Consider the following 17,623-nt stretch of genomic DNA (forward strand, 5'->3'; position numbering starts at 1 on the left):
CCGCTTATTTCACCAGCTCCTCCAGACTGCCAAAGGCACCGGAGGCTGATTTCAGCTTGGATTCGCCTCCGACTACACAGAAGTAATTCTGCTGCGTTACCGTCTCAAGCAGACTGGCATAGCTCCTGATATCCGCGGCTGTGGCCGACAAGATTTCATTACGCTCCTGCTGAAGGTCTTCCGCCGTAATCTGCTCGAAATAATGCCGGTCCGCCTGACGGCCTGCAGCGCCGGGACTCAGCGGCTGGTCCAGCATGGCCAGAGTCCCGATAATCGCCCTCTCCATCTCCGCTTCATCTGCCGAATATTCTCCGGCAAACTGAGAGGCCCGGTCATAGACCTCCAGCGTCTCCAGCAGATTCGGGTCGCGGTAGGAAGTGAACAGGATTACCCCGTCGCGGCGCAGGAGCAGATTGCCGCCATACGCACCGCCCTTGACCCGGACCGTATTCCACAGGTAGGTTAGGCTGAGGATCTTCTTGAGCACCTGCAGCTTGCCGGAATAGGCGAAGCCCAGCTTCTTGTAGTCATAGCCTTTGACTACGTACTGCACCTGGCTCGCGGACATGAAGCCTTCGTTGACCGCCTGCCCCTGTGCTGATAAGAGCGGCTCAGACTCTACTACCCGTCTGCTCAGGTCCAGCTCCTGCACATGTGCGGCGAATTCCGCATACGAATCCGCCGTACCAGTGAGCGAGAGCGTCAGATTCTGCGTATTGAACAACAGCCCGCAGATTTCCTTCAAGGTATCCGCAAGTCCCTCAGCCTGCTGGTCAATGGTGCGGGCAAGCTCCTTGATGAAGCGGTAATACGCCACGCCGCCAAGCTGCTCCTCGTACATCCCCCGGTCCGAGAAGTAGGACAGCACCCGGCTGGCTGCAATCTCATTGCCTTTCTGGGTCAGCATCGCTTCCATCCCGGAGGCTTCCCGGCGGACAATCTCCTGCAGCTTGGACAGGTTATCCAGATTGCTGCCGTAGAGCAGCTCATGCAGCAGCTTCAGGGAACCGCCGATGTTGCCCTGCATGACCTTGATCCGTGCGCTGAACTTGGCCTGATAGCTTCCTTCCCCAGACTTCCCGGCTCCGAACACCTCATTCTGAAAACGGATGCCCCCGGTCGTAATCCCGATCTCACTGGTCAGCTCCTCGATACTGTAGGCTTCCGTCTCCAGCTGTCCAAGCACTCTCGCCAGCAGCTCCAGATAAGGAAACTGCTGCGCGGCAAGCACGCTGGTGTCCCAGTACAGCTTGATATAGGCGATGGCCCCGGCAGCCACTTCATGATGGAGCACCTTAATCCCGTCCAGCGCAACCTCCACTGTGGGTACCCCGGCCGGGGCGACAGGGTTAATGTCCTGCAAGGTCAGCTTCGGCAGCTTCTCCAGCTCCTCTGCGGGGTCTGGAGTGTTCTGCCGGGCCAGCAGCTTCTGCGTGCTAAGCACCAGCTCATCCAGCTGTGCCGGGTCCAAAGACGCTTTGTATGACGCCAGACGGCTGCGGACCGCCGCATCCTTTTCCCGCGCCAGAGTCTGAGAGGGCTGGAGGACAACGACACTGCAGTGGTTACTGTTCAGCAGGTAGGTCTCAATCAGGCGCTCGAAATACCGCTCGCCACTTTGCTCACGGATCGCCGTAATCGCCGCTTCGTACTCCAGATAGGTGGACGGCAAGCCGTCATACAGCCAGGCCTTCATCACTTCCATGTTGTAGGTGAGACCCTTCGGATATTGGCTGAAATCGGCTTCCCGCAGTTCAAATTCCTTGCTGTTCACCGCAGCCAGCACCAGCTTCTCATCCAGTCCTTCCGCCGCCAGGCGGCTTAAGGTAGCTCTGACGAGATTCACGAATTCTTCCTTGGCACCGGGGTTGGAATGCGTCAAGGCAATACCCAGCATAGGCTGAGCCATGCTATCCGAATAAAAGGCAACCACATCCTTGCCAAGGCCGCTCTCCAGCAGCGCTTGCTTCAGCGGGGCGGCGTTGCTGTCCATCAGCATGCTTTTCAGAATGGCAAAGGCCAGATTCAGCTCCCGGTCCACAGAGGTGCCCATTACATAATTCAGGCTCAAGTATGTCTTGTCGGCAGCCGTTTCCGTCTCCAGAATGGGATACTCCGCCGTAAGCTGGGTCATGCCGGTCGGTGCCTGTAGTGCAATCGAAGTATCCATAGACTTGCGGGTATAGCGGCTGAGGTATTCCTCATGGATAAACTGCAGCCGTGCCTCGATATTCAGATCGCCATAGAGATAGAAATAACTGTTCGAGGGGTGATAATAATTCCGGTGCGCCTCCAGAAACTGCTCATAGGTCAAGGCAGGGATATGCTGCGGATCACCGCCGGAGGAGTGACGGTAGATCGTACCCGGGTAGAGCGATTTTTTGATCCGGTCAATCAGCACCGTCACCGGCGAGGAGTACGAGCCCTTCATCTCATTATAGACAACGCCCTTGTAGATCAGCTCATCCCCGGAGTGCGGGAGCTCATAATGCCAGCCCTCCTGCTCGAAGATCTCCGGCTGACTGTAAATATTCGGCTGAAAGACGCTGTCCAGATAGACCTCCATCAGATTGGCAAAATCCTGGTCATTCTGGCTGGCTACCGGATACATCGTTTTGTCGCCAAAGGTAAAAGCGTTCAGGAACGTCTTCATCGAGCCCTTCAGCAGCTCCACGAACGGTTCCTTCACCGGGAATTTGCCGGAGCCGCAGAGGACCGAATGCTCCAGAATATGAAACACTCCCGTGCTGTCCGCAGGCGGAGTCCGGAACGTGACACTGAACACCTTATTGTCATCCTGATTCTGTACATAGAGCAGCCGTGCGCCGCTCTGCTGATGCTCCAGCGTGTATACGGAGGATTCGATTTCCCGTATGTACTCCTTACGTATGACTTCAAACCCGGAATAAACTTCACCTGCTATTAAGCTGCTCATAACTTTTCCCTCCTTGGTTCAGGGCTGCCCTGATTCCATGAGCTTATCATATCCGGGGTTTCCGGTTCCAGTATGAGCTGCATAGAGGACCAGGCTAACGTTGCAAGCCCTTAGCTCTAACGCTGCGAGAATCTAGACCCGGATGAGCCGCTCAACCGCCTGCTGTTCATCCGCTACGAAAAATATATCCTTCCCCTGGTTGCATTCATAGATGAAATCGCGCATACTGCGGCTGGTATAGCCACTGAAGTCCCCGACTATTGCAGCCTTCACCTGATAATTAATGAACTTCTGCAGAATCTCACCGGCCAGTCGGGTCTTGAGGTCGAAGAACTCCTCGCTCAGCAGCGCCTTATGGATCACGATCCGGTCGCAGTCCGTCTCATAGCGGACCGTTGCCATAAGATCCAGTGCGCTCTGGACATCCCCCACCACGGCCTCGTTGCCGCTCACAACAGCGATGGTTGTGCCTCCTGCTTCAATAGTTGTTATGTTCATGGTTATAACCTCCTGATCGAATATGTTAAAATATGCGGATAGCTTATCTTAGCAGCAATTGAAATATACAACAAAGGATGGATCATGATGGAGCTCACGATGAATTGGATTACACTCAGGGTACGCAATCTGGAGGCTTCCCTTGATTTCTATCACAGAATTCTAGGGCTTCCGGTGGAGCGCAGATTCGAGAGCAGAGGGAAGCAGATCGTCATGCTGGGGATAGAGGGGCAGCCCAAGCTTGAGTTAATAGAAGGAAGTGACCCGCCGGTGAAGCCGGAGTGCGGAGTGTCTGTAGGGTTCGAGGTCAGGTCGCTGGACGAGGCTATGGCGGAGCTTAGCAAGGAAGGAATCCCGGTAGCCCGCGGCCCCATCGCGCCGAATTCCAGCCTGCGCTTCTTCTATATCCTGGACCCCGACGGCTTTGAGGTCCAGCTTGCGGAGCATATGTAGCGGCGTTCGGATGGGATAAAGTAACGTACGGACGTGGAGAAGCGGGTGTGTACTTAAAGTCGTGTCGTCATCATCCTTCTCCTCTGTTCTGATTATTGTTGGTTCACTGCATCGCGCACCCGCGCGAAGCCTTCCGTAAGCTCGCCTTTTGCCGCTTTCGCTTTCTTCTCCAGCTTCGCTGTGCTTCCCCAGACCAATTCGACAATATGACGGGCCTCGTACGGCTCAAGGGTTGCCAGAATCCCGGCGAGCGCTTGCAGATTGCTTGCTGTTTCAAATGCCGGTCCATGCTTGGTGAACTTGCCATCCTCGCAGGCGAGCAGACAAGCCGTTATCGTCGGCAGGCTGGCTTCATCAACACCGAACCGGTGGATAAAAGCCGCAGTGAAGGCCGCTTGCACCGATTGATGCTCACTGTCCACCACCTTCATATATTCCTGTACCAGCGGATAATAGCGCGGGTCCGTTAGCCCAAGGCCAAACACAGCATAGGTGCCGGGCATACAATTTTTCTCCCCCTCGGTATCCTCATACCACTCAAATTCGACCATCGCCAGCCTTGCGTATGCCTCAAGCTTGGGATACAGTTCCTCGTATTGCAACGCGTTGGCAAAAAAACGGTGTGTTTGCGATTTGGCCAGACCGGGAACGTCCACTGCCTGCTTAACCGAAGATTTCAGCTTGATTTGGTAGCTGCGGAAGAATCCCAGCGTGTGCAGGTTCGAGATATAATCCAGCCCTTTGCCGTAGCTGTCCGCACACTCTTCTTTGATGCGAATGGTGATCGTGGAGAACACATCATGTGCCTGGCACTCAAGCTGCTGATCCTTATAGTGAATTGCATCGGCAGGGAGCGTGCCGCTGCCCTCCTTGATCACCCGCGCCGCCTTCGCATAACCCAGTTCCTGCAAACGAGCCAGCAAATCGAGTCCTCTCTGCCGGCTGTAGTTCGGTTCGTATTTGATGATCAAGATGGCCGTTTGCAGCACAAGTTCCAGATGCTCTTGATCGATCGACGCCTTATCCACATCCGCTTTAAGCGTATATTCCACCACTCCCCACTTGGGCTTGATCCGATGATAATAGGCCGGCAGAAATTCTTCCTCTACCCACACGGTAAAAGCGCGGATAAAGTTGCCGCGGTGCTCCTTCAGCTTGGCCGGATTGTCCCGATTGCGTTCCATCACCAGTTCATAGATGCGCAACACAAAAGCGGAATTAAGCTCCGGGAACAGCAGCGGATCAACCAGGTGCTGCGCCAAAAAGAAGCTTTCCAGCGGATCGGTTGGGTAAGCATGATTCTCCAGCTTGGCGATATACGTTTGGATGCGCTCCAGCAGCAGACCGCGTTTGCGCTCATTAATCGTATGCAGAACCGGAAGAATCCCAAAATCATCAAGCTCAAGGCTTACCTGAAGATGATAATCTATCAGAGGATTGTCCGCATAGCCTTGCAGTATTCCACCAATTCCCTCCGCCAGCAACGGAATCAACACTGTCTCGGCTTGCTGCCGGGTAATGGGCGGGTCCGGCGGATGGATGGGCCGTTCAAATTCCGGCGAGCCATAGTCGCTGATCCAGGTAGACAGCTTAAATTCCCCTTGCTCCACCTGCATATAAACCAAGTCATGGATGCCGGCCTGCAGCGAAGTGCGGTTAACCGCTTCCTGGATCGCTTTCCCCTTCTCCTCCTCACTCTCCTGCAGCCATTCCGCCACAGCAGCCATGATCTCCGCCGCTAATGTGTGAAGCTGATTCATTTCCGTCAATCCGTATCACCTCTTAAGGGTTATGTATGGTTTTGTACATTTTATCTATTACCCATCATCTTGGCTGCGACAAACGATATGAGGGAAATCAAGCCGTTTTTATATGAACATGCAATCAGTAATTTCGCGATTTTGAAAAAGTGACGCTAGGGGCTGGTTGGCTCTCGCTCCACAACCTGCTGAAGCAAGCAGGTGGAGGAACATAAAACGCAAAGGAGCGATCCACGAATAACGGAGAATCGCTCCTTTCTTACAATTTAAGCTTTTAAGATGGAGTACGGGATTTATTTCCACCCGTAGAGTATCTGCTTTTGCGACACCCCACATCCGCTCGCTTAGCCCGCGTTCGGGCGATTCAGGTGCACTTGTGTACCTCATCCGGGCCACCATACCTGCGCGCCACTTATCCAAAACAGCAAAAAAACGGCATCTCTGCCGTTTCTTAAGGGATGGACTCTCAGGGGCTCGAACCCTGGACAAATAGATTAAGAGTCTACTGCTCTACCAACTGAGCTAAGAGTCCGTATGGTGTCTATGTATAATTCTTCTAGACGATGATCTCTAAGCTGACTGCGTCCGCTCAAAAGTACTTTCATAGTATACTTTTTTGAACGGGCGCTGTCAACTGTTTTATTAAAACTTTCTCACTCCTGGCTATGAACAGCTGTCTACACGCGATTCTTCCGCTTCATCAGCACATACACGGGGAGTCCGGCCAGCGTGATGCCAATCCCTATAAGCGAGCGCAGCGGATCACTGATGATCGTGCTGGCCAGAATATAGAGCCCCCCTGCTACGCCAAGAATCGGGGTGAACGGATAGAGCGGCACACGGTAGCGGCCCTGCTCGTGCGGCAGCTTCCTGCGCAGAATGAATACGCCGAACACGCCCATCGTGAAGAAGATCCACAGGACAAACACCAGCAGATCCGTCAGCGTATTGAAGGTTCCCGAGAAGATGTAGACTACCGCCAGCACACTCTGAAAAACAAGCGCATTCGCCGGTGTCTGGAACTTCGGATGAATGCTGCTCAGCACCCGCGAGAACGGAAGCTGTCCCCGCTCCCCCATCGCCTGCGGCACCCGTGCTGCGGTCATGAGATAACCGTTCAGCGCACCCAGCACGGAGACGATAATGCCTGCCGTAATAAAGGCTCCGCCGCCGCTGCCGAACAGCGCTTCAGCCGCATCGGCTCCCGGGGTCGGGGACGACACAATCTGGTCATAGGGCAGCGCCTGGAACACCGCAATATTGAACAACACATATACGGCGATGACAAAAACAACACCGATCGAAATGACTTTCGGCAGCGTCCTGGCCGGGTCACTGATCTCTCCCGCCATATTGGTCACGCTGATCCAGCCGTCATAGGCCCAGAGTGTGCCGAGCACCGCAGCCCCAAAGCCTGCACCCGCTGCCGCTGTACCGATGCCGCCGAAGCCGGGAGCCAGATCCGAGAACAGCCCGACGCCCACAATGCCCGCTACCGGAATCAGCTTCCCGACCGTGGCCACCGTCTGAATGATCCCGCCGAACTTCGTCGCGATGACATTCATCAGCAGAATGAAGGCCAGAATGCCTACTGCAAGCAGCTTTTGCTGCCATGCATTCAGCGGCAGGAAGTAACCGGAATAGGTTGCAAAAGCAATAGCCAGCGCCGCCACAGAAGCGGGGTAGGAAATCACCGCCTGCACCCAGCCAAGCAGATATCCGAATACCCCGCCGTACAATTCACTTAAATAAGTATATAGACCTCCCGACTTCGGAATGGCGGCTGCAATCTCCGCCACGCTCAGCGCCGAAGCCAGGGTAATGATCCCTCCAACGCCCCAGGCAAGAATACTGAGCCACGGGCTGCCCGCATTGTCCAATACAATTCCGGGCTTCAAAAAAATCCCCGATCCGATAATCATCCCGACCACCAGGGCCAGGGCTTGCAGGAACGTAATACTTTTGGTTAACGGCTTTGTTGTCATGATGCGATTCATTGTCCTTCCGTTCTGTGAAATATTTATCATGCTTTTATTTCTCTATTTGTCCTGTTCACCCCTCTTTTTGAGCCGGAGAAATTGGTTATAAACCAAACTTCCCATTGTAACTAACACTATATGGAAGATATACTGAAGCCTGGGCGCATTTCCCTGGGCATAGCTGGTTCGCTCAGCGCCACTATCCTTCGAGGAGGCATTTATCTTTATGCTGTACACTCCAGGCATTACCGACTGCTCACCGGCAGAGGTGAATTATGACGCTACAAGAATCGGGATATTGCATACCCACTTCCAGCAACTGATCGACGACCATAAGATTCAGGCTGCGGCGTACTGCGTATCCAGATACGGCAAGACGTTCATGCACGGCGCGATCGGTCCCCGTTCCTACCGTCAAGACCCTGCGGACCCGCTGCTGCCGACATCGGTTCATCAGATTGCTTCCATTACCAAAGCGGTTACCTCGGTGGCTATTGCCAAGCTCGTGGAGGACGGCATTCTCCGGTTTGACCTTCCCGTTGGTGCCTTTCTGGAACCGTTTAACGCAGATCCGTTCAATAAAATCGACATCTATAGCCTGCTGACTCATACCTCCGGCCTGTTCCCGGACTGCGCCAGCAGCATGATTCCTTATCATAAGTCCTACTGGCAGCTGATTGGCGAATATTTCGACAAGTACAATCCGGAGGACGGGGAGCTAGACTGGATCACAGCTGCACTGAGCTGCGGGATCAACAAACCGGTCGGTGAGGAATGGCAATACTGCTCCTTCGGCTTCTGTATTCTTGGTGAGATCATTAAGAAGGTTACAGGCATGTCCGCTGAACAGTACATAGAGGAGCAGATTCTGAAGCCGCTTGGTATGAATGATACCCGGTGGGAGCCGACTCCCGAATTGGCGAAGCGCTTCATTATCAGAAATGAACGCAAAGAAAAGCAGCTCCATGACCTGATCGCGGAGAACCCTGCTGAAATTCCGCCAGGTGAGAAGCTGTGGGACAACGTATCCAGTACAGGGGGAGGACTCTCCTCTACCCCGGCCGACCTTATCCGCTTCGCCAATATGCTGCTCGGCATGGGTACCATGGACGGCACCCGCATTGTGGGCCGTAAAGCCGTTGAGAAGCTCACCACCCGCACGCTCTATGGCACGCCTGATTACTGCTGGGGCAACAATGTCAAAGACCGGAGCTACGGCATTGGGCTGGATATGCGGAGAGGCCCCGCATTTCTCTATTCCGAAGGCAGTTATTTTCATGAAGGTGCCGGCGCCTGCTGTATGGTAATCGATCCGGTGGAGCAGCTCACCGCGGTATGGTTCGTGCCCTTCACGGATGATAACTGGCATGCGGAAGCCCTGTTCAATGTAACCAATGTGATCTGGTCAGGACTGATGTAATGAACCGTCTCAGGCATAACTGGCTCATATGCCGGGCCGTTGCAGAGGTTACCTACAAGGAATGGAGTGCCTACCGCACCCATTCCTTGGTCTCTGTTATTGTCGGCCCGGTGTATTTCATGGTGCAATATTTCATCTGGACCGCAGTCTATGGCGGGCAGACTACGCTCGGCGGGCTTGATCTCCAGCAGATGATCCGCTATTTCGGGGCCACGGCGCTGATCGGGTATCTGATTATGGATTTCGCCGACTGGAACCTGTCGATGCTGGTCCGCACCGGCAAATTCCTGACCTTCCATCTGCGTCCGGTGGATCACCGTTCCTTCGCCTTGTTCCAGAAGCTGGGGCACCGGATGCTTGGCTTCTTGTTTGAGTTCCTGCCGTGTCTCCTGATCTTTATCTTCATCTTCGGGATCGATATGCGGCCGGCAAGCCTCCCTTGGACATTGGTGTCTGTGCTGCTTGCCTTTCTCATGAATTTCTATGTCAATTATACGATTGGCCTGACCTCCTTCTGGCTGGTGCAATCCGGCGGGATTCGCAGCGCCTTCCTGCTCGTGTCGGGTATTTTCTCGGGGGCGCTGATTCCGCTTGATTTCTTCCCGCACTGGCTTCAGGTCACTCAGCTGTTCCTGCCTTTTCAGTACATTGCTTATATGCCTGCCATGGTGTTCACCGGGCATTATTCACTTGGCGGTCTTGAGCTATCCCTTCCCGAAGCCGTAGGTATGCAGGCCGCTGCTGTGCTAGTGATGTTCGGCTGCAATGAGCTCGTCCGCCGCCGGGCCATGAAGCAGTTCACGGCGGTCGGCGCATGAATACCCGGAGGGAAAGGAACGGTCCTGTTATGAAAAAATATGTGGATGTATACAAGCAGTGCATGTACTCTGCTATCCAGACGGCTTCGGCCTACCGGATGAACTTCATCGTCAGCAGTCTGATTACACTCATCGGCAACATTCTGTTTCCGCTGGTGACGCTGTTAATCTACCGGGCGGGCACCAGCTTTCCCGGCTGGAGCTTATACGAGGTGCTGTTGATCCAGTCTATATTCACCATGTCCAGCGGTCTCTCCAGTCTCGTCTTCGGAGGATTGTTATGGACAACGATGTCGCATGTGCGGGAGGGGAGCTTCGAGGTCATTCTGCTGAGGCCGCTGAATCCGCTGTTCTACATTGTAGCCACTACCTTCTCTGTAGAGAGTGTCGGATTATTCCTTGGCGGGGCTGCATTATTCATCTTCTCAGCTATGCATATTGGCGCTATCTCCGCCCTCGCCTGGCTGCAATTCGCCGGAATGTTCCTGGCCGGGACGGCTGTACTCGCCGGATTATCGCTGATGATGGCGGCGATGTCCTTCAAATGGGTCGGTAATTCGCGGATTTCCGAGCTGGCGGACAGTGTGCTGCATGTCGGCAAATATCCGCTTCCGATCTTCCCGAAGGCGGTGCAGGCGGCAGCTACGCTGATCATTCCCGTGGGGATGGTCGGCTACCTCCCGGCCTCCGCACTGCTTGGCCGGGTACAGGCCGGTGATTTCATCGCTATTCTGCCCTGCTTTGTCTTTCTCTGGGCAGGCATTTGGGTATACCGGCACATAATCAGATTATATGAGGGGGTTGGCGGCTGATGCCGGTGATTGATGTCAAGCATTTAACGAAGTCCTATACCACCTATAAGCGGGGCGCAGGCATGAAGCAGACCTTCACGAGCTTTTTCCGGCGTGAAGCCGTCTCTGTCCAGGCCGTGAACGATATCAGCTTCGCCATCGAGCAAGGCGAAATCTGCGGGATGCTGGGTCCGAACGGGGCAGGCAAATCCACTGCGATCAAAATGCTCTGCGGCGCCCTCTACCCGACCAGCGGGGAGATCGAAGTACTCGGTTATTCCCCGGCCCGGGACCGGAAGCATTATGTCCGCACCATCGGGGCCGTCTTCGGCCAGAAATCCCAGCTCATCTGGGATATCCCGCCCATCGACAGCTTCAAGATGAACAAAGCAATCTACGGTATCTCGGCCACGGATTTCAGCAACCGTCTAGACGAGCTGGCAACGCTGCTGGATATCGCTGGAGTGATGGAGAAGCCCACCCGGGTGCTGTCGCTTGGCGAACGCATGAAATGCGAATTCGTCATGGCAATGCTGCACCGGCCGGACATCCTGTTCCTGGATGAGCCGACCATCGGGCTGGATGTGATCGCCAAGCTCAAAATCCGTGAGTTCATCCGCCAGATGAACAAGCAGCAGAACATGACCTGTATTCTCACCACCCATGATCTGGAGGATGTAGAGGAGTTAGCCCACCGGGTGATTGTCATTAACCACGGCGAGAAGGTGTTTGATGACTCGCTGCAGCGGCTGAAGCTGTTCCTCGGAGAGAAGAAGCGCGTGAGCTTTACGTTTAACGAGTCTGTGCGGGACACCCTTTTCGACAACGACTGGACCAAGGTTATGGAACGCCCCTCCGACTTACAGATTACGCTTGAGGTAGACACCGCCCGGATCTCCATCAGCGATTTCCTGGAGAATATCTCCCGGAAGCATGCCTTCTCGGATATTTCCGTCAAGGAGTTGCCGATCCAGCAGGTGGTTATGAATATCTATGAGAATGCCAAAAGCAGCCTGAACCGTCACCCGTTGGAGTGACAGCTCAGGCTGCTTTTTTTGACAGATTAATATTAGCTCCGGCTTACTTCGCAGCAGGAAGCTCAGACGCAAGCTTCTCCGCCCCGTCAAAGATGGAATAGCTGTAGCCCCAGAACTGGTTGAAGTCAATCTTATAGATCGCTTTGTTCTGGATCGCCTTCAGACTCTGCAGTGACGGATCGGCATAGAACGCCTGTATCGACTGGTCAGCATCAATACCGCCTGTGTACACCGAGATCAGCAGGACATCCGGGTTGGTCGCGATCAATTGCTCCTTGCTGATCTCACCGGTCACATCCGCGTAGCTGTTGGTCAGTCCAAGCAGTCCCAGCACATCTCCCGCAAAAGTATCCACGTTCCCGCTATAGACGGCGATCGCGCCGTTGCCCCCGTCAGAGACGTAAGCAAAGGTCTTCCCTCCTGCTGCTGCCCCTTCCTTCAGCTTCGCTGCACGCTCCTTCAGCTCTGCAATGTATGCAGTTGCCTTCTCCTGCACATCAAAGATCTGGCCAAGCTGTTCAATATCCTTGTACAGGCTGTCAAGCGTTGCCCCTTGCAGACTGGTGCTCTGCACGAAGGTCTTGATGCCCAGCTCATTGAGTCCGCCTACCGTCCCGACTCCCCAATCCGCATCTGCGAACAGGCCACCGCGACCCATCACCAGATCTGGACTTGCTCCTACAACCAGCTCTTTACTGGCATAGTCCTGGGAAATGACAGGAATCTTCTTGAACTCTTCCTGAACCGCCGGATCGCCTGCACCGTAGAGAGCCGCAACCCCGACCATTTTGTCGGTAAGCCCCAGCTTAATCAGCAGCTCCGCCGCACCTTGGGTATTCGCTACTACCTTCTCGGGAGCCTTATCGAAGGTCTGCGCTTTAGCCGTCCATTCGGTGCCTTCCCCATTATTCGTATGGTTTTCTATCGTGAGCGGATATACAGTCTTCGCAGCCTGTGCAGTCTCCGCCGGTGCAGGACTGGCCGATGCAGGTGCAGCCGTTGCCGCCGCGTCCTTCTCATTGCCTGTAGCGGAAGAACAAGCCGCCAGCATAACCGCCATCACCAGAACCGCCAGCAGCGGTACATATCGTTTGAATATTTTCTTCATTCTCTTAAGTCCCCTTTTCTGTATGTATGTTATTGATCCTGCGGGTATGGCATTAAGCCCATAGCCTTGCAGGGGATACCTCCGTAGAATATAGAAAGTTGGACAGCATGTCAATGAGAATTATTATCATTGACAATCGTTCTCAGTGTGCCTTATATTAAAAAAGACCCTCCCGCTGCGTACTAGCGCTGCCATGTATCTGGCAGATTGTGTTCGGTTTTTCACGTACATTCGGCCCAAACGCATGCTGCTGTGTGTTCTTATTCTTTCAATGAAGGAGCTTTATTACTGACATGCATACCGAAATAGCCGTACCCTCACAGCCTAAGCAATCTCTCATTCATTCCCGTTACGGCTTCATGGCTGTTATAGGCGTCCTGTTCATTATTACCCTGCTGTCTGCCGGAGCTGCGGTCTCCTTCGGCCAGGTGGACATTCCTGTCTCCCAATCCTACCGGATTCTGCTGCACCACATCACAGGCATCCAGATTGGAGATATGCAGGAGCTGACGAACGGTTCTTTCGTGGATATTATCTGGAAAATCCGCTTTCCGCGTGTCCTGATGGCGATGTTCATCGGCGCCGGACTTACGCTATGCGGGACGATCATGCAGGCGGCGGTACAGAATCCCCTGGCTGATCCATACATACTCGGCATTTCCTCCGGCGCTTCGCTGGGCGCAACCTTCGCCATCCTGATCGGCTTCGGCTCGATGGGGCTGCTCGGCCAGTCGGGAGTCGCTTTCTGGGCTTTTGCAGGGGCGGTTGGCGCTTCTCTGCTGGTGCTCACACTTGCCAGTGCGGGCGGCAAAATGACCTCCGTCAAGCTGGTGCTCGCCGGGATGGTCATTAACGCTCTATGTACCGCTTTTGCCAACTTTATCGTCTATTTCGCCAACAATGCCGAAGGCATCAAGACGGTTACCTTCTGGACGATGGGCAGCCTGGCAGCCGCAAGCTGGGACAAGCTGCCGCTGATCTCGGTCACCGTCCTGCTCGCCGTTATCCTGTTCCTCTCGCAGTTCCGTGTGCTGAATACCATGCTGCTCGGAGATGAGGCGGCGGTTACGCTGGGCATTCATCTGGGTGCCTACCGCAGAGTCTACATGATTCTCACAGCGCTGATTACCGGCGTTATGGTAGCAAGCTGCGGGATGATCGGCTTCGTGGGACTGATTATCCCCCATCTGGTGCGGGGACTTGTAGGCTCGGACCACCGCAGGCTGCTGCCGGCGTCGATTCTGTTCGGGGCCATCTTCCTGATCTGGACGGATGTCATTGCCCGGACCATCGTTCCGAATGTGGAGCTGCCGATCGGGATCATTACCGCCCTGATTGGAGCGCCAATGTTCATGTACATGCTGATTAGAAAAGGCTACGCCTTCGGAGGGAAAAGCTGATGAATCTGAATGTTGAACGGCTAAGCGTCTCTTTCGGCGAGGCGAAGATTGTACAGGAGGTCTCTCTAAGGGTTCAAATTAAGCAATTCGTCGGCCTGATCGGCCCGAACGGCTGCGGCAAATCGACGCTGCTCAAAAGCATCTACAAGGTCATCAAGCCCCGTCAGGGAGAAGTCTTCCTCTCGGAGCTTAATGTGATCAAGGCCAGCCCGAAGCTTGTGGCCCGTAAGCTGGGCGTAGTCGGCCAGTTCAACGAGCTGAGCTTCGACTTCACCGTTCGTGAGATGGTGGCGATGGGCCGGACGCCCCACAAGGGGATGCTGGAAACCGACAGCCGGGAGGACGCTGACATTGTCACGGCTGCACTCCGCAAGGTTAATCTGGAGGGGCACACAGGGCGCAGCTATAACTCCTTATCCGGGGGCGAGAAGCAGCGTGTCATTCTGGCGCGTGTGCTGGCCCAGCAGCCGGAATTCATGATCCTGGACGAACCGACCAACCATCTGGATATCAAATACCAGCTGCAGATTCTGAATATCGTCCGAAAGCTTGATATCGGCATTCTCGCCGCCCTCCACGATCTCACCCTGGCCGCCGAATACTGCGACTATCTGTATGTGATGAAGGAAGGCCGGGTCGCGGCCAGCGGAGTCCCTGAGGATATTCTAACGAAGGAATTAATCCGCGAGGTCTTCGATGTGGAGTGCGAGACCTACCGCAATCCGGTCACCGGGGCGCTGGGCATTGCCTATCTGGAGACAAGGTAACTATCAGCTTAATGACAGGTTACACTTAGGCAGACTAAGAAGCGGCGGCGCTTACCGCCGCCTCTTAGTCTGCCTGTTTCGTATGACTGTCCCTTGCCGCTTCCCCGCTGTTCTGTCCAAGGCCGTACCGCTCCTGGTAGTAGCTGGGTGTGCAGCCTGCATATTTCTTGAAGATTGCAATGAAATATTTATAGTCCTTATAGCCGACATCGGCGGCAATGGCATACACCTTGTCCTCTCCGCTGCGCAGCAGATCCATCGCCTTCTGGATACGGTAACGGTTCAAGAAATCGTTGAAGGTATAGGTCGTTTCACTTTTGAATTTCTGATTCAAGTAGGTGGCGCTTACTCCCAGGCTTTCCACGAGATCCTTAATCCCGATTTTCTCCGCATAATGCTCCTGAACATACCGGATCATCCTCGACACGTAACGGGACGATTTCCCGGGGAGCTTAACGACAGAAGCTTGTAGCGCTTCCCCGTTAGTACCACCTGATGTCAGCATAGCCGAGTACTGCCGCTTCATCGCCAGCTGCCCCTTGGCCCGCTCCAGTGCAGCCAATAGCTGCTTCTGCTCCAGTGGCTTCAACAGGTACTCGGTCACGCCTAGCCGGATGGCATCCTTGGCCAGTCTGAACTCATCGTAGCCCGATAGGATAATGTAACTGCAATCGGCCTCTTCTACGCTCTGCTCAATCATGCCAATTCCGTCCAGCAGCGGCATATTCACATCAACAATGACGATATCAGGCCGGAGCTCGGCGATCTGACGCAGTCCGTCCTCGCCATTCTCGGCTTCCCCTACCACGACACAGCCTGCCCCCATCCAATCGAAGGTGAAACGCAGCCCCTTGCGGATCATCTCCTCATCCTCTACCAGCAGCACCTTGAACATCTGTCTCCTCCTTCCGGTATGGCAATCTGAATGTAACGACGGTGCCTTCTCCCTGCGTGCTGTCCAGCTCAATCCCGTAACGGTCGCCGTACATCAGCACCAGCCGCCGGTGCAGATTATGCAGCCCGATATGCGGGGCACGGTTATCCTGTGAATGCATGATGTCCCGTACCTCCGCAAGCCGCTCCCTGCTCATTCCTCCGGCATCATCCTTCACTTCAAGAATGAGATCCGTCCCCTCTACCCAGCCCAGCACCGTAACCGCAACCGATTGACGCTGGCGGTAGCCGTACTTAATGGTATTCTCAATCACGGGCTGGAGCATCAGCCGGGGAACGAGCGCCGTCCGGGCCGCCTGATCCACCTCCTCGTGGTAATGGAGCCTGTCCTTGAAGCGGATCTGCTGCAGCTTCATATAGCCTGCTATATATTCCAGATCATTCCCGAGCACCACATGATCCTGCTCGTTGCCTATACTGTAGCGCAGATGGCGGGACAACGTAAGCACCATATCCTGGGCAAGCCGATTATCCACGATAATGGCGTAACGGAGCGTCTCCAGTACATTGAATATGAAATGCGGATGAAACTGCGATTGCAGATGCTTCACTTCAATGACTCTGCGCAGATCAGACAGTTCTGTATTCTGGGCGACAAGCTCATTCAGGCGCTGAAGCATCTGGTTATACTGATTCGCCAGCGTCTCGAACTCGTCACCGGTTCCGATGTACACGTAAGAATCCATATTGCCGGATTGCAGCTCTCTGACGGCATAGATCAGCTTATCGATCGCCCTCGATTGGCGCGTGGAGATAATGCGGGCCGAATACCAAATGACAATCCAGAGCAGCAGACTTGCCATCACAAAAAATACAGCCAGAGATAAATAGGCGCTCCGGTTCCCTTCGGCGGCACTTAACGTGTAAATGCGCCATTGCGACAACGGGAGGTACGTTTCCTTACTGTAATATTTTCCGTTATCGATCCATACGTAGCCCTTGGAATCACTGGTCAGGCTGTATTTGTTCATCAGGCCCTGAGTCAGATTATTGGTTGTGGCAATGATGGTCCGGTAGGGATCGGTGACTACGGCAATTTCGTTATTCTGCACAAAGAGCAGCTTCTGCAGATCCAGCTCGTACAATTGATAGATCAGATACCCTTGCACTCCCCCGCTGCCGGTAATTGCCTTGGCAAACGTATAAGCAGTATAGCGGTCATGCGAGAAGCGGATAGGGTTGGTCTCGGCCAATTCCGTCAGGCCCTGAGTGTGCATCCGCCGGGCGATAGCCTGCAGCGCAAGGTCAGAGGAATCAGAGCCATAGTTGGCAGAGGAGGCCAGAATGTCTCCGTCTGTACCCATGATATACATAATACTCTTCACCCGCTGCCGGTTATTGAAGGCATAGAACCGCTCGAACACCTCAGCACCTCGGAACTGCACACTTGTGAACGCCCTAACGGAATCCAGCGCCGAAGCTTCATTCATTTCCTTAACGTAGGAGCTGTAGACCTCCTCCATCGCCAGCTTGATTTTTTTGCCCGCTTCTGTCGTCTGATTGATGAGCAGGAACCGCGAATTGATCATCATGAACATCAGGAACAGCACAAACAGAATGGAAATCGGCACAAGCGTATGCAGCAAAAACAGTCTGCGCAGCGAGTCCTTGAAGCTCCTTTTTGCCCCCATGCCTTCTCCTCCTATTCGTCCTGCTATTCGTCCTGCTATTATACATCAGGATGCAGCAAAGCCCGGTACCCG

At 54.3% G+C, this 17,623-nt stretch carries 14 protein-coding genes and 1 tRNA gene; 7 read left to right on the forward strand and 8 right to left on the reverse strand.

Annotated elements, in window-relative coordinates; all coding sequences use genetic code 11:
* Window positions 1-4: 4 nt before the first annotated feature.
* Complete coding sequence (locus MKY96_RS18220) at window positions 5-2,935, reverse strand: insulinase family protein (RefSeq protein ID WP_340942151.1); 2,931 nt, start codon at window positions 2,933-2,935, stop codon at window positions 5-7.
* A 132-nt stretch (window positions 2,936-3,067) separates the two neighbouring features.
* Window positions 3,068-3,433, reverse strand: coding sequence for a DUF4180 domain-containing protein (locus MKY96_RS18225; protein ID WP_340942152.1), 366 nt, complete (start codon window positions 3,431-3,433; stop codon window positions 3,068-3,070).
* Between the two features lie 99 nt (window positions 3,434-3,532).
* On the opposite strand from MKY96_RS18225, the gene MKY96_RS18230 reads away from it, so the two are divergent.
* A complete protein-coding gene (locus MKY96_RS18230) occupies window positions 3,533-3,886 on the forward strand; it encodes a VOC family protein (protein ID WP_340942154.1) in 354 nt (117 codons plus the stop codon).
* A gap of 92 nt (window positions 3,887-3,978) precedes the next feature.
* Here the strand turns inward: MKY96_RS18230 and MKY96_RS18235 are convergent, their stop codons facing one another.
* The 3 genes from MKY96_RS18235 to MKY96_RS18245 form a co-directional block, all read right to left on the reverse strand.
* A complete protein-coding gene (locus MKY96_RS18235; RefSeq protein ID WP_340944625.1) occupies window positions 3,979-5,646 on the reverse strand; it encodes a DUF6138 family protein in 1,668 nt (555 codons plus the stop codon).
* A gap of 459 nt (window positions 5,647-6,105) precedes the next feature.
* Window positions 6,106-6,178 (reverse strand) — tRNA-Lys (locus tag MKY96_RS18240).
* A 145-nt stretch (window positions 6,179-6,323) separates the two neighbouring features.
* On the reverse strand, window positions 6,324-7,631 hold the full coding sequence (locus MKY96_RS18245) for an APC family permease (protein WP_340942155.1): 1,308 nt from the start codon (window positions 7,629-7,631) through the stop codon (window positions 6,324-6,326).
* 220 nt (window positions 7,632-7,851) lie between these two features.
* Here MKY96_RS18245 and MKY96_RS18250 point away from each other — a divergent pair, with 220 nt between their 5' ends.
* From MKY96_RS18250 to MKY96_RS18265, 4 genes are read left to right on the forward strand one after another with little or no spacing between them, the layout of a single operon-like run.
* Complete coding sequence (locus MKY96_RS18250; protein ID WP_340942156.1) at window positions 7,852-9,045, forward strand: serine hydrolase domain-containing protein; 1,194 nt, start codon at window positions 7,852-7,854, stop codon at window positions 9,043-9,045.
* Entirely contained in the window at window positions 9,045-9,863 is an 819-nt protein-coding gene (locus MKY96_RS18255) for an ABC transporter permease (protein WP_340942157.1), read from the forward strand. The genes MKY96_RS18250 and MKY96_RS18255 overlap by 1 nt, the downstream gene beginning before the upstream one ends.
* A 29-nt stretch (window positions 9,864-9,892) precedes the next feature.
* Window positions 9,893-10,675 carry an ABC transporter permease gene (locus MKY96_RS18260; RefSeq protein ID WP_340942159.1) on the forward strand — a complete coding sequence of 261 codons (783 nt, stop codon included), beginning with the start codon at window positions 9,893-9,895 and terminating at the stop codon, window positions 10,673-10,675.
* Entirely contained in the window at window positions 10,675-11,691 is a 1,017-nt protein-coding gene (locus MKY96_RS18265) for an ABC transporter ATP-binding protein (protein ID WP_340942160.1), read from the forward strand. Before MKY96_RS18260 ends, MKY96_RS18265 begins: the two co-directional genes overlap by 1 nt.
* A 43-nt stretch (window positions 11,692-11,734) precedes the next feature.
* On the opposite strand, the gene MKY96_RS18270 is transcribed toward MKY96_RS18265, so the two are convergent.
* The gene (locus tag MKY96_RS18270; protein ID WP_340942162.1) at window positions 11,735-12,799 is read right to left on the reverse strand and encodes an ABC transporter substrate-binding protein; all 1,065 of its coding nucleotides are present in this window, start codon (window positions 12,797-12,799) and stop codon (window positions 11,735-11,737) included.
* A 293-nt stretch (window positions 12,800-13,092) separates the two neighbouring features.
* On the opposite strand from MKY96_RS18270, the gene MKY96_RS18275 reads away from it, so the two are divergent.
* Together MKY96_RS18275 and MKY96_RS18280 are read left to right on the forward strand one after the other, a co-directional pair.
* Window positions 13,093-14,199, forward strand: coding sequence for a FecCD family ABC transporter permease (locus MKY96_RS18275; RefSeq protein WP_340942163.1), 1,107 nt, complete (start codon window positions 13,093-13,095; stop codon window positions 14,197-14,199).
* Window positions 14,199-14,966: an ABC transporter ATP-binding protein gene (locus MKY96_RS18280; protein ID WP_340942165.1), complete on the forward strand. Its 768-nt coding sequence runs from the start codon at window positions 14,199-14,201 to the stop codon at window positions 14,964-14,966. Before MKY96_RS18275 ends, MKY96_RS18280 begins: the two co-directional genes overlap by 1 nt.
* A gap of 64 nt (window positions 14,967-15,030) precedes the next feature.
* Here MKY96_RS18280 and MKY96_RS18285 read toward each other — a convergent pair whose 3' ends face one another.
* On the reverse strand, window positions 15,031-15,861 hold the full coding sequence (locus MKY96_RS18285) for a response regulator transcription factor (protein WP_340942166.1): 831 nt from the start codon (window positions 15,859-15,861) through the stop codon (window positions 15,031-15,033).
* Window positions 15,833-17,551, reverse strand: a complete 1,719-nt coding sequence (locus MKY96_RS18290; protein WP_340942169.1) for a sensor histidine kinase — start codon at window positions 17,549-17,551, stop codon at window positions 15,833-15,835. Before MKY96_RS18290 ends, MKY96_RS18285 begins: the two co-directional genes overlap by 29 nt.
* Between the last annotated feature and the right edge of the window lie 72 nt (window positions 17,552-17,623).

Source organism: Paenibacillus sp. FSL R7-0302 (assembly GCF_038006885.1).
GTDB lineage: Bacteria > Bacillota > Bacilli > Paenibacillales > Paenibacillaceae > Paenibacillus_AQ.

What these genes read in the sequence shown, in the direction of transcription:
- MKY96_RS18220 (WP_340942151.1), bottom strand. Translation starts at nt 2,935, where the DNA reads ATGAGCAGCTTAATAGCAGGTGAAGTTTATTCCGGGTTTGAAGTCATA.
- MKY96_RS18225 (WP_340942152.1), bottom strand. Translation starts at nt 3,433, where the DNA reads ATGAACATAACAACTATTGAAGCAGGAGGCACAACCATCGCTGTTGTG.
- MKY96_RS18230 (WP_340942154.1), top strand. Translation starts at nt 3,533, where the DNA reads ATGAATTGGATTACACTCAGGGTACGCAATCTGGAGGCTTCCCTTGAT.
- MKY96_RS18235 (WP_340944625.1), bottom strand. Translation starts at nt 5,646, where the DNA reads ATGAATCAGCTTCACACATTAGCGGCGGAGATCATGGCTGCTGTGGCG.
- MKY96_RS18245 (WP_340942155.1), bottom strand. Translation starts at nt 7,631, where the DNA reads ATGACAACAAAGCCGTTAACCAAAAGTATTACGTTCCTGCAAGCCCTG.
- MKY96_RS18250 (WP_340942156.1), top strand. Translation starts at nt 7,852, where the DNA reads ATGCTGTACACTCCAGGCATTACCGACTGCTCACCGGCAGAGGTGAAT.
- MKY96_RS18255 (WP_340942157.1), top strand. Translation starts at nt 9,045, where the DNA reads ATGAACCGTCTCAGGCATAACTGGCTCATATGCCGGGCCGTTGCAGAG.
- MKY96_RS18260 (WP_340942159.1), top strand. Translation starts at nt 9,893, where the DNA reads ATGAAAAAATATGTGGATGTATACAAGCAGTGCATGTACTCTGCTATC.
- MKY96_RS18265 (WP_340942160.1), top strand. Translation starts at nt 10,675, where the DNA reads ATGCCGGTGATTGATGTCAAGCATTTAACGAAGTCCTATACCACCTAT.
- MKY96_RS18270 (WP_340942162.1), bottom strand. Translation starts at nt 12,799, where the DNA reads ATGAAGAAAATATTCAAACGATATGTACCGCTGCTGGCGGTTCTGGTG.
- MKY96_RS18275 (WP_340942163.1), top strand. Translation starts at nt 13,093, where the DNA reads ATGCATACCGAAATAGCCGTACCCTCACAGCCTAAGCAATCTCTCATT.
- MKY96_RS18280 (WP_340942165.1), top strand. Translation starts at nt 14,199, where the DNA reads ATGAATCTGAATGTTGAACGGCTAAGCGTCTCTTTCGGCGAGGCGAAG.
- MKY96_RS18285 (WP_340942166.1), bottom strand. Translation starts at nt 15,861, where the DNA reads ATGTTCAAGGTGCTGCTGGTAGAGGATGAGGAGATGATCCGCAAGGGG.
- MKY96_RS18290 (WP_340942169.1), bottom strand. Translation starts at nt 17,551, where the DNA reads ATGGGGGCAAAAAGGAGCTTCAAGGACTCGCTGCGCAGACTGTTTTTG.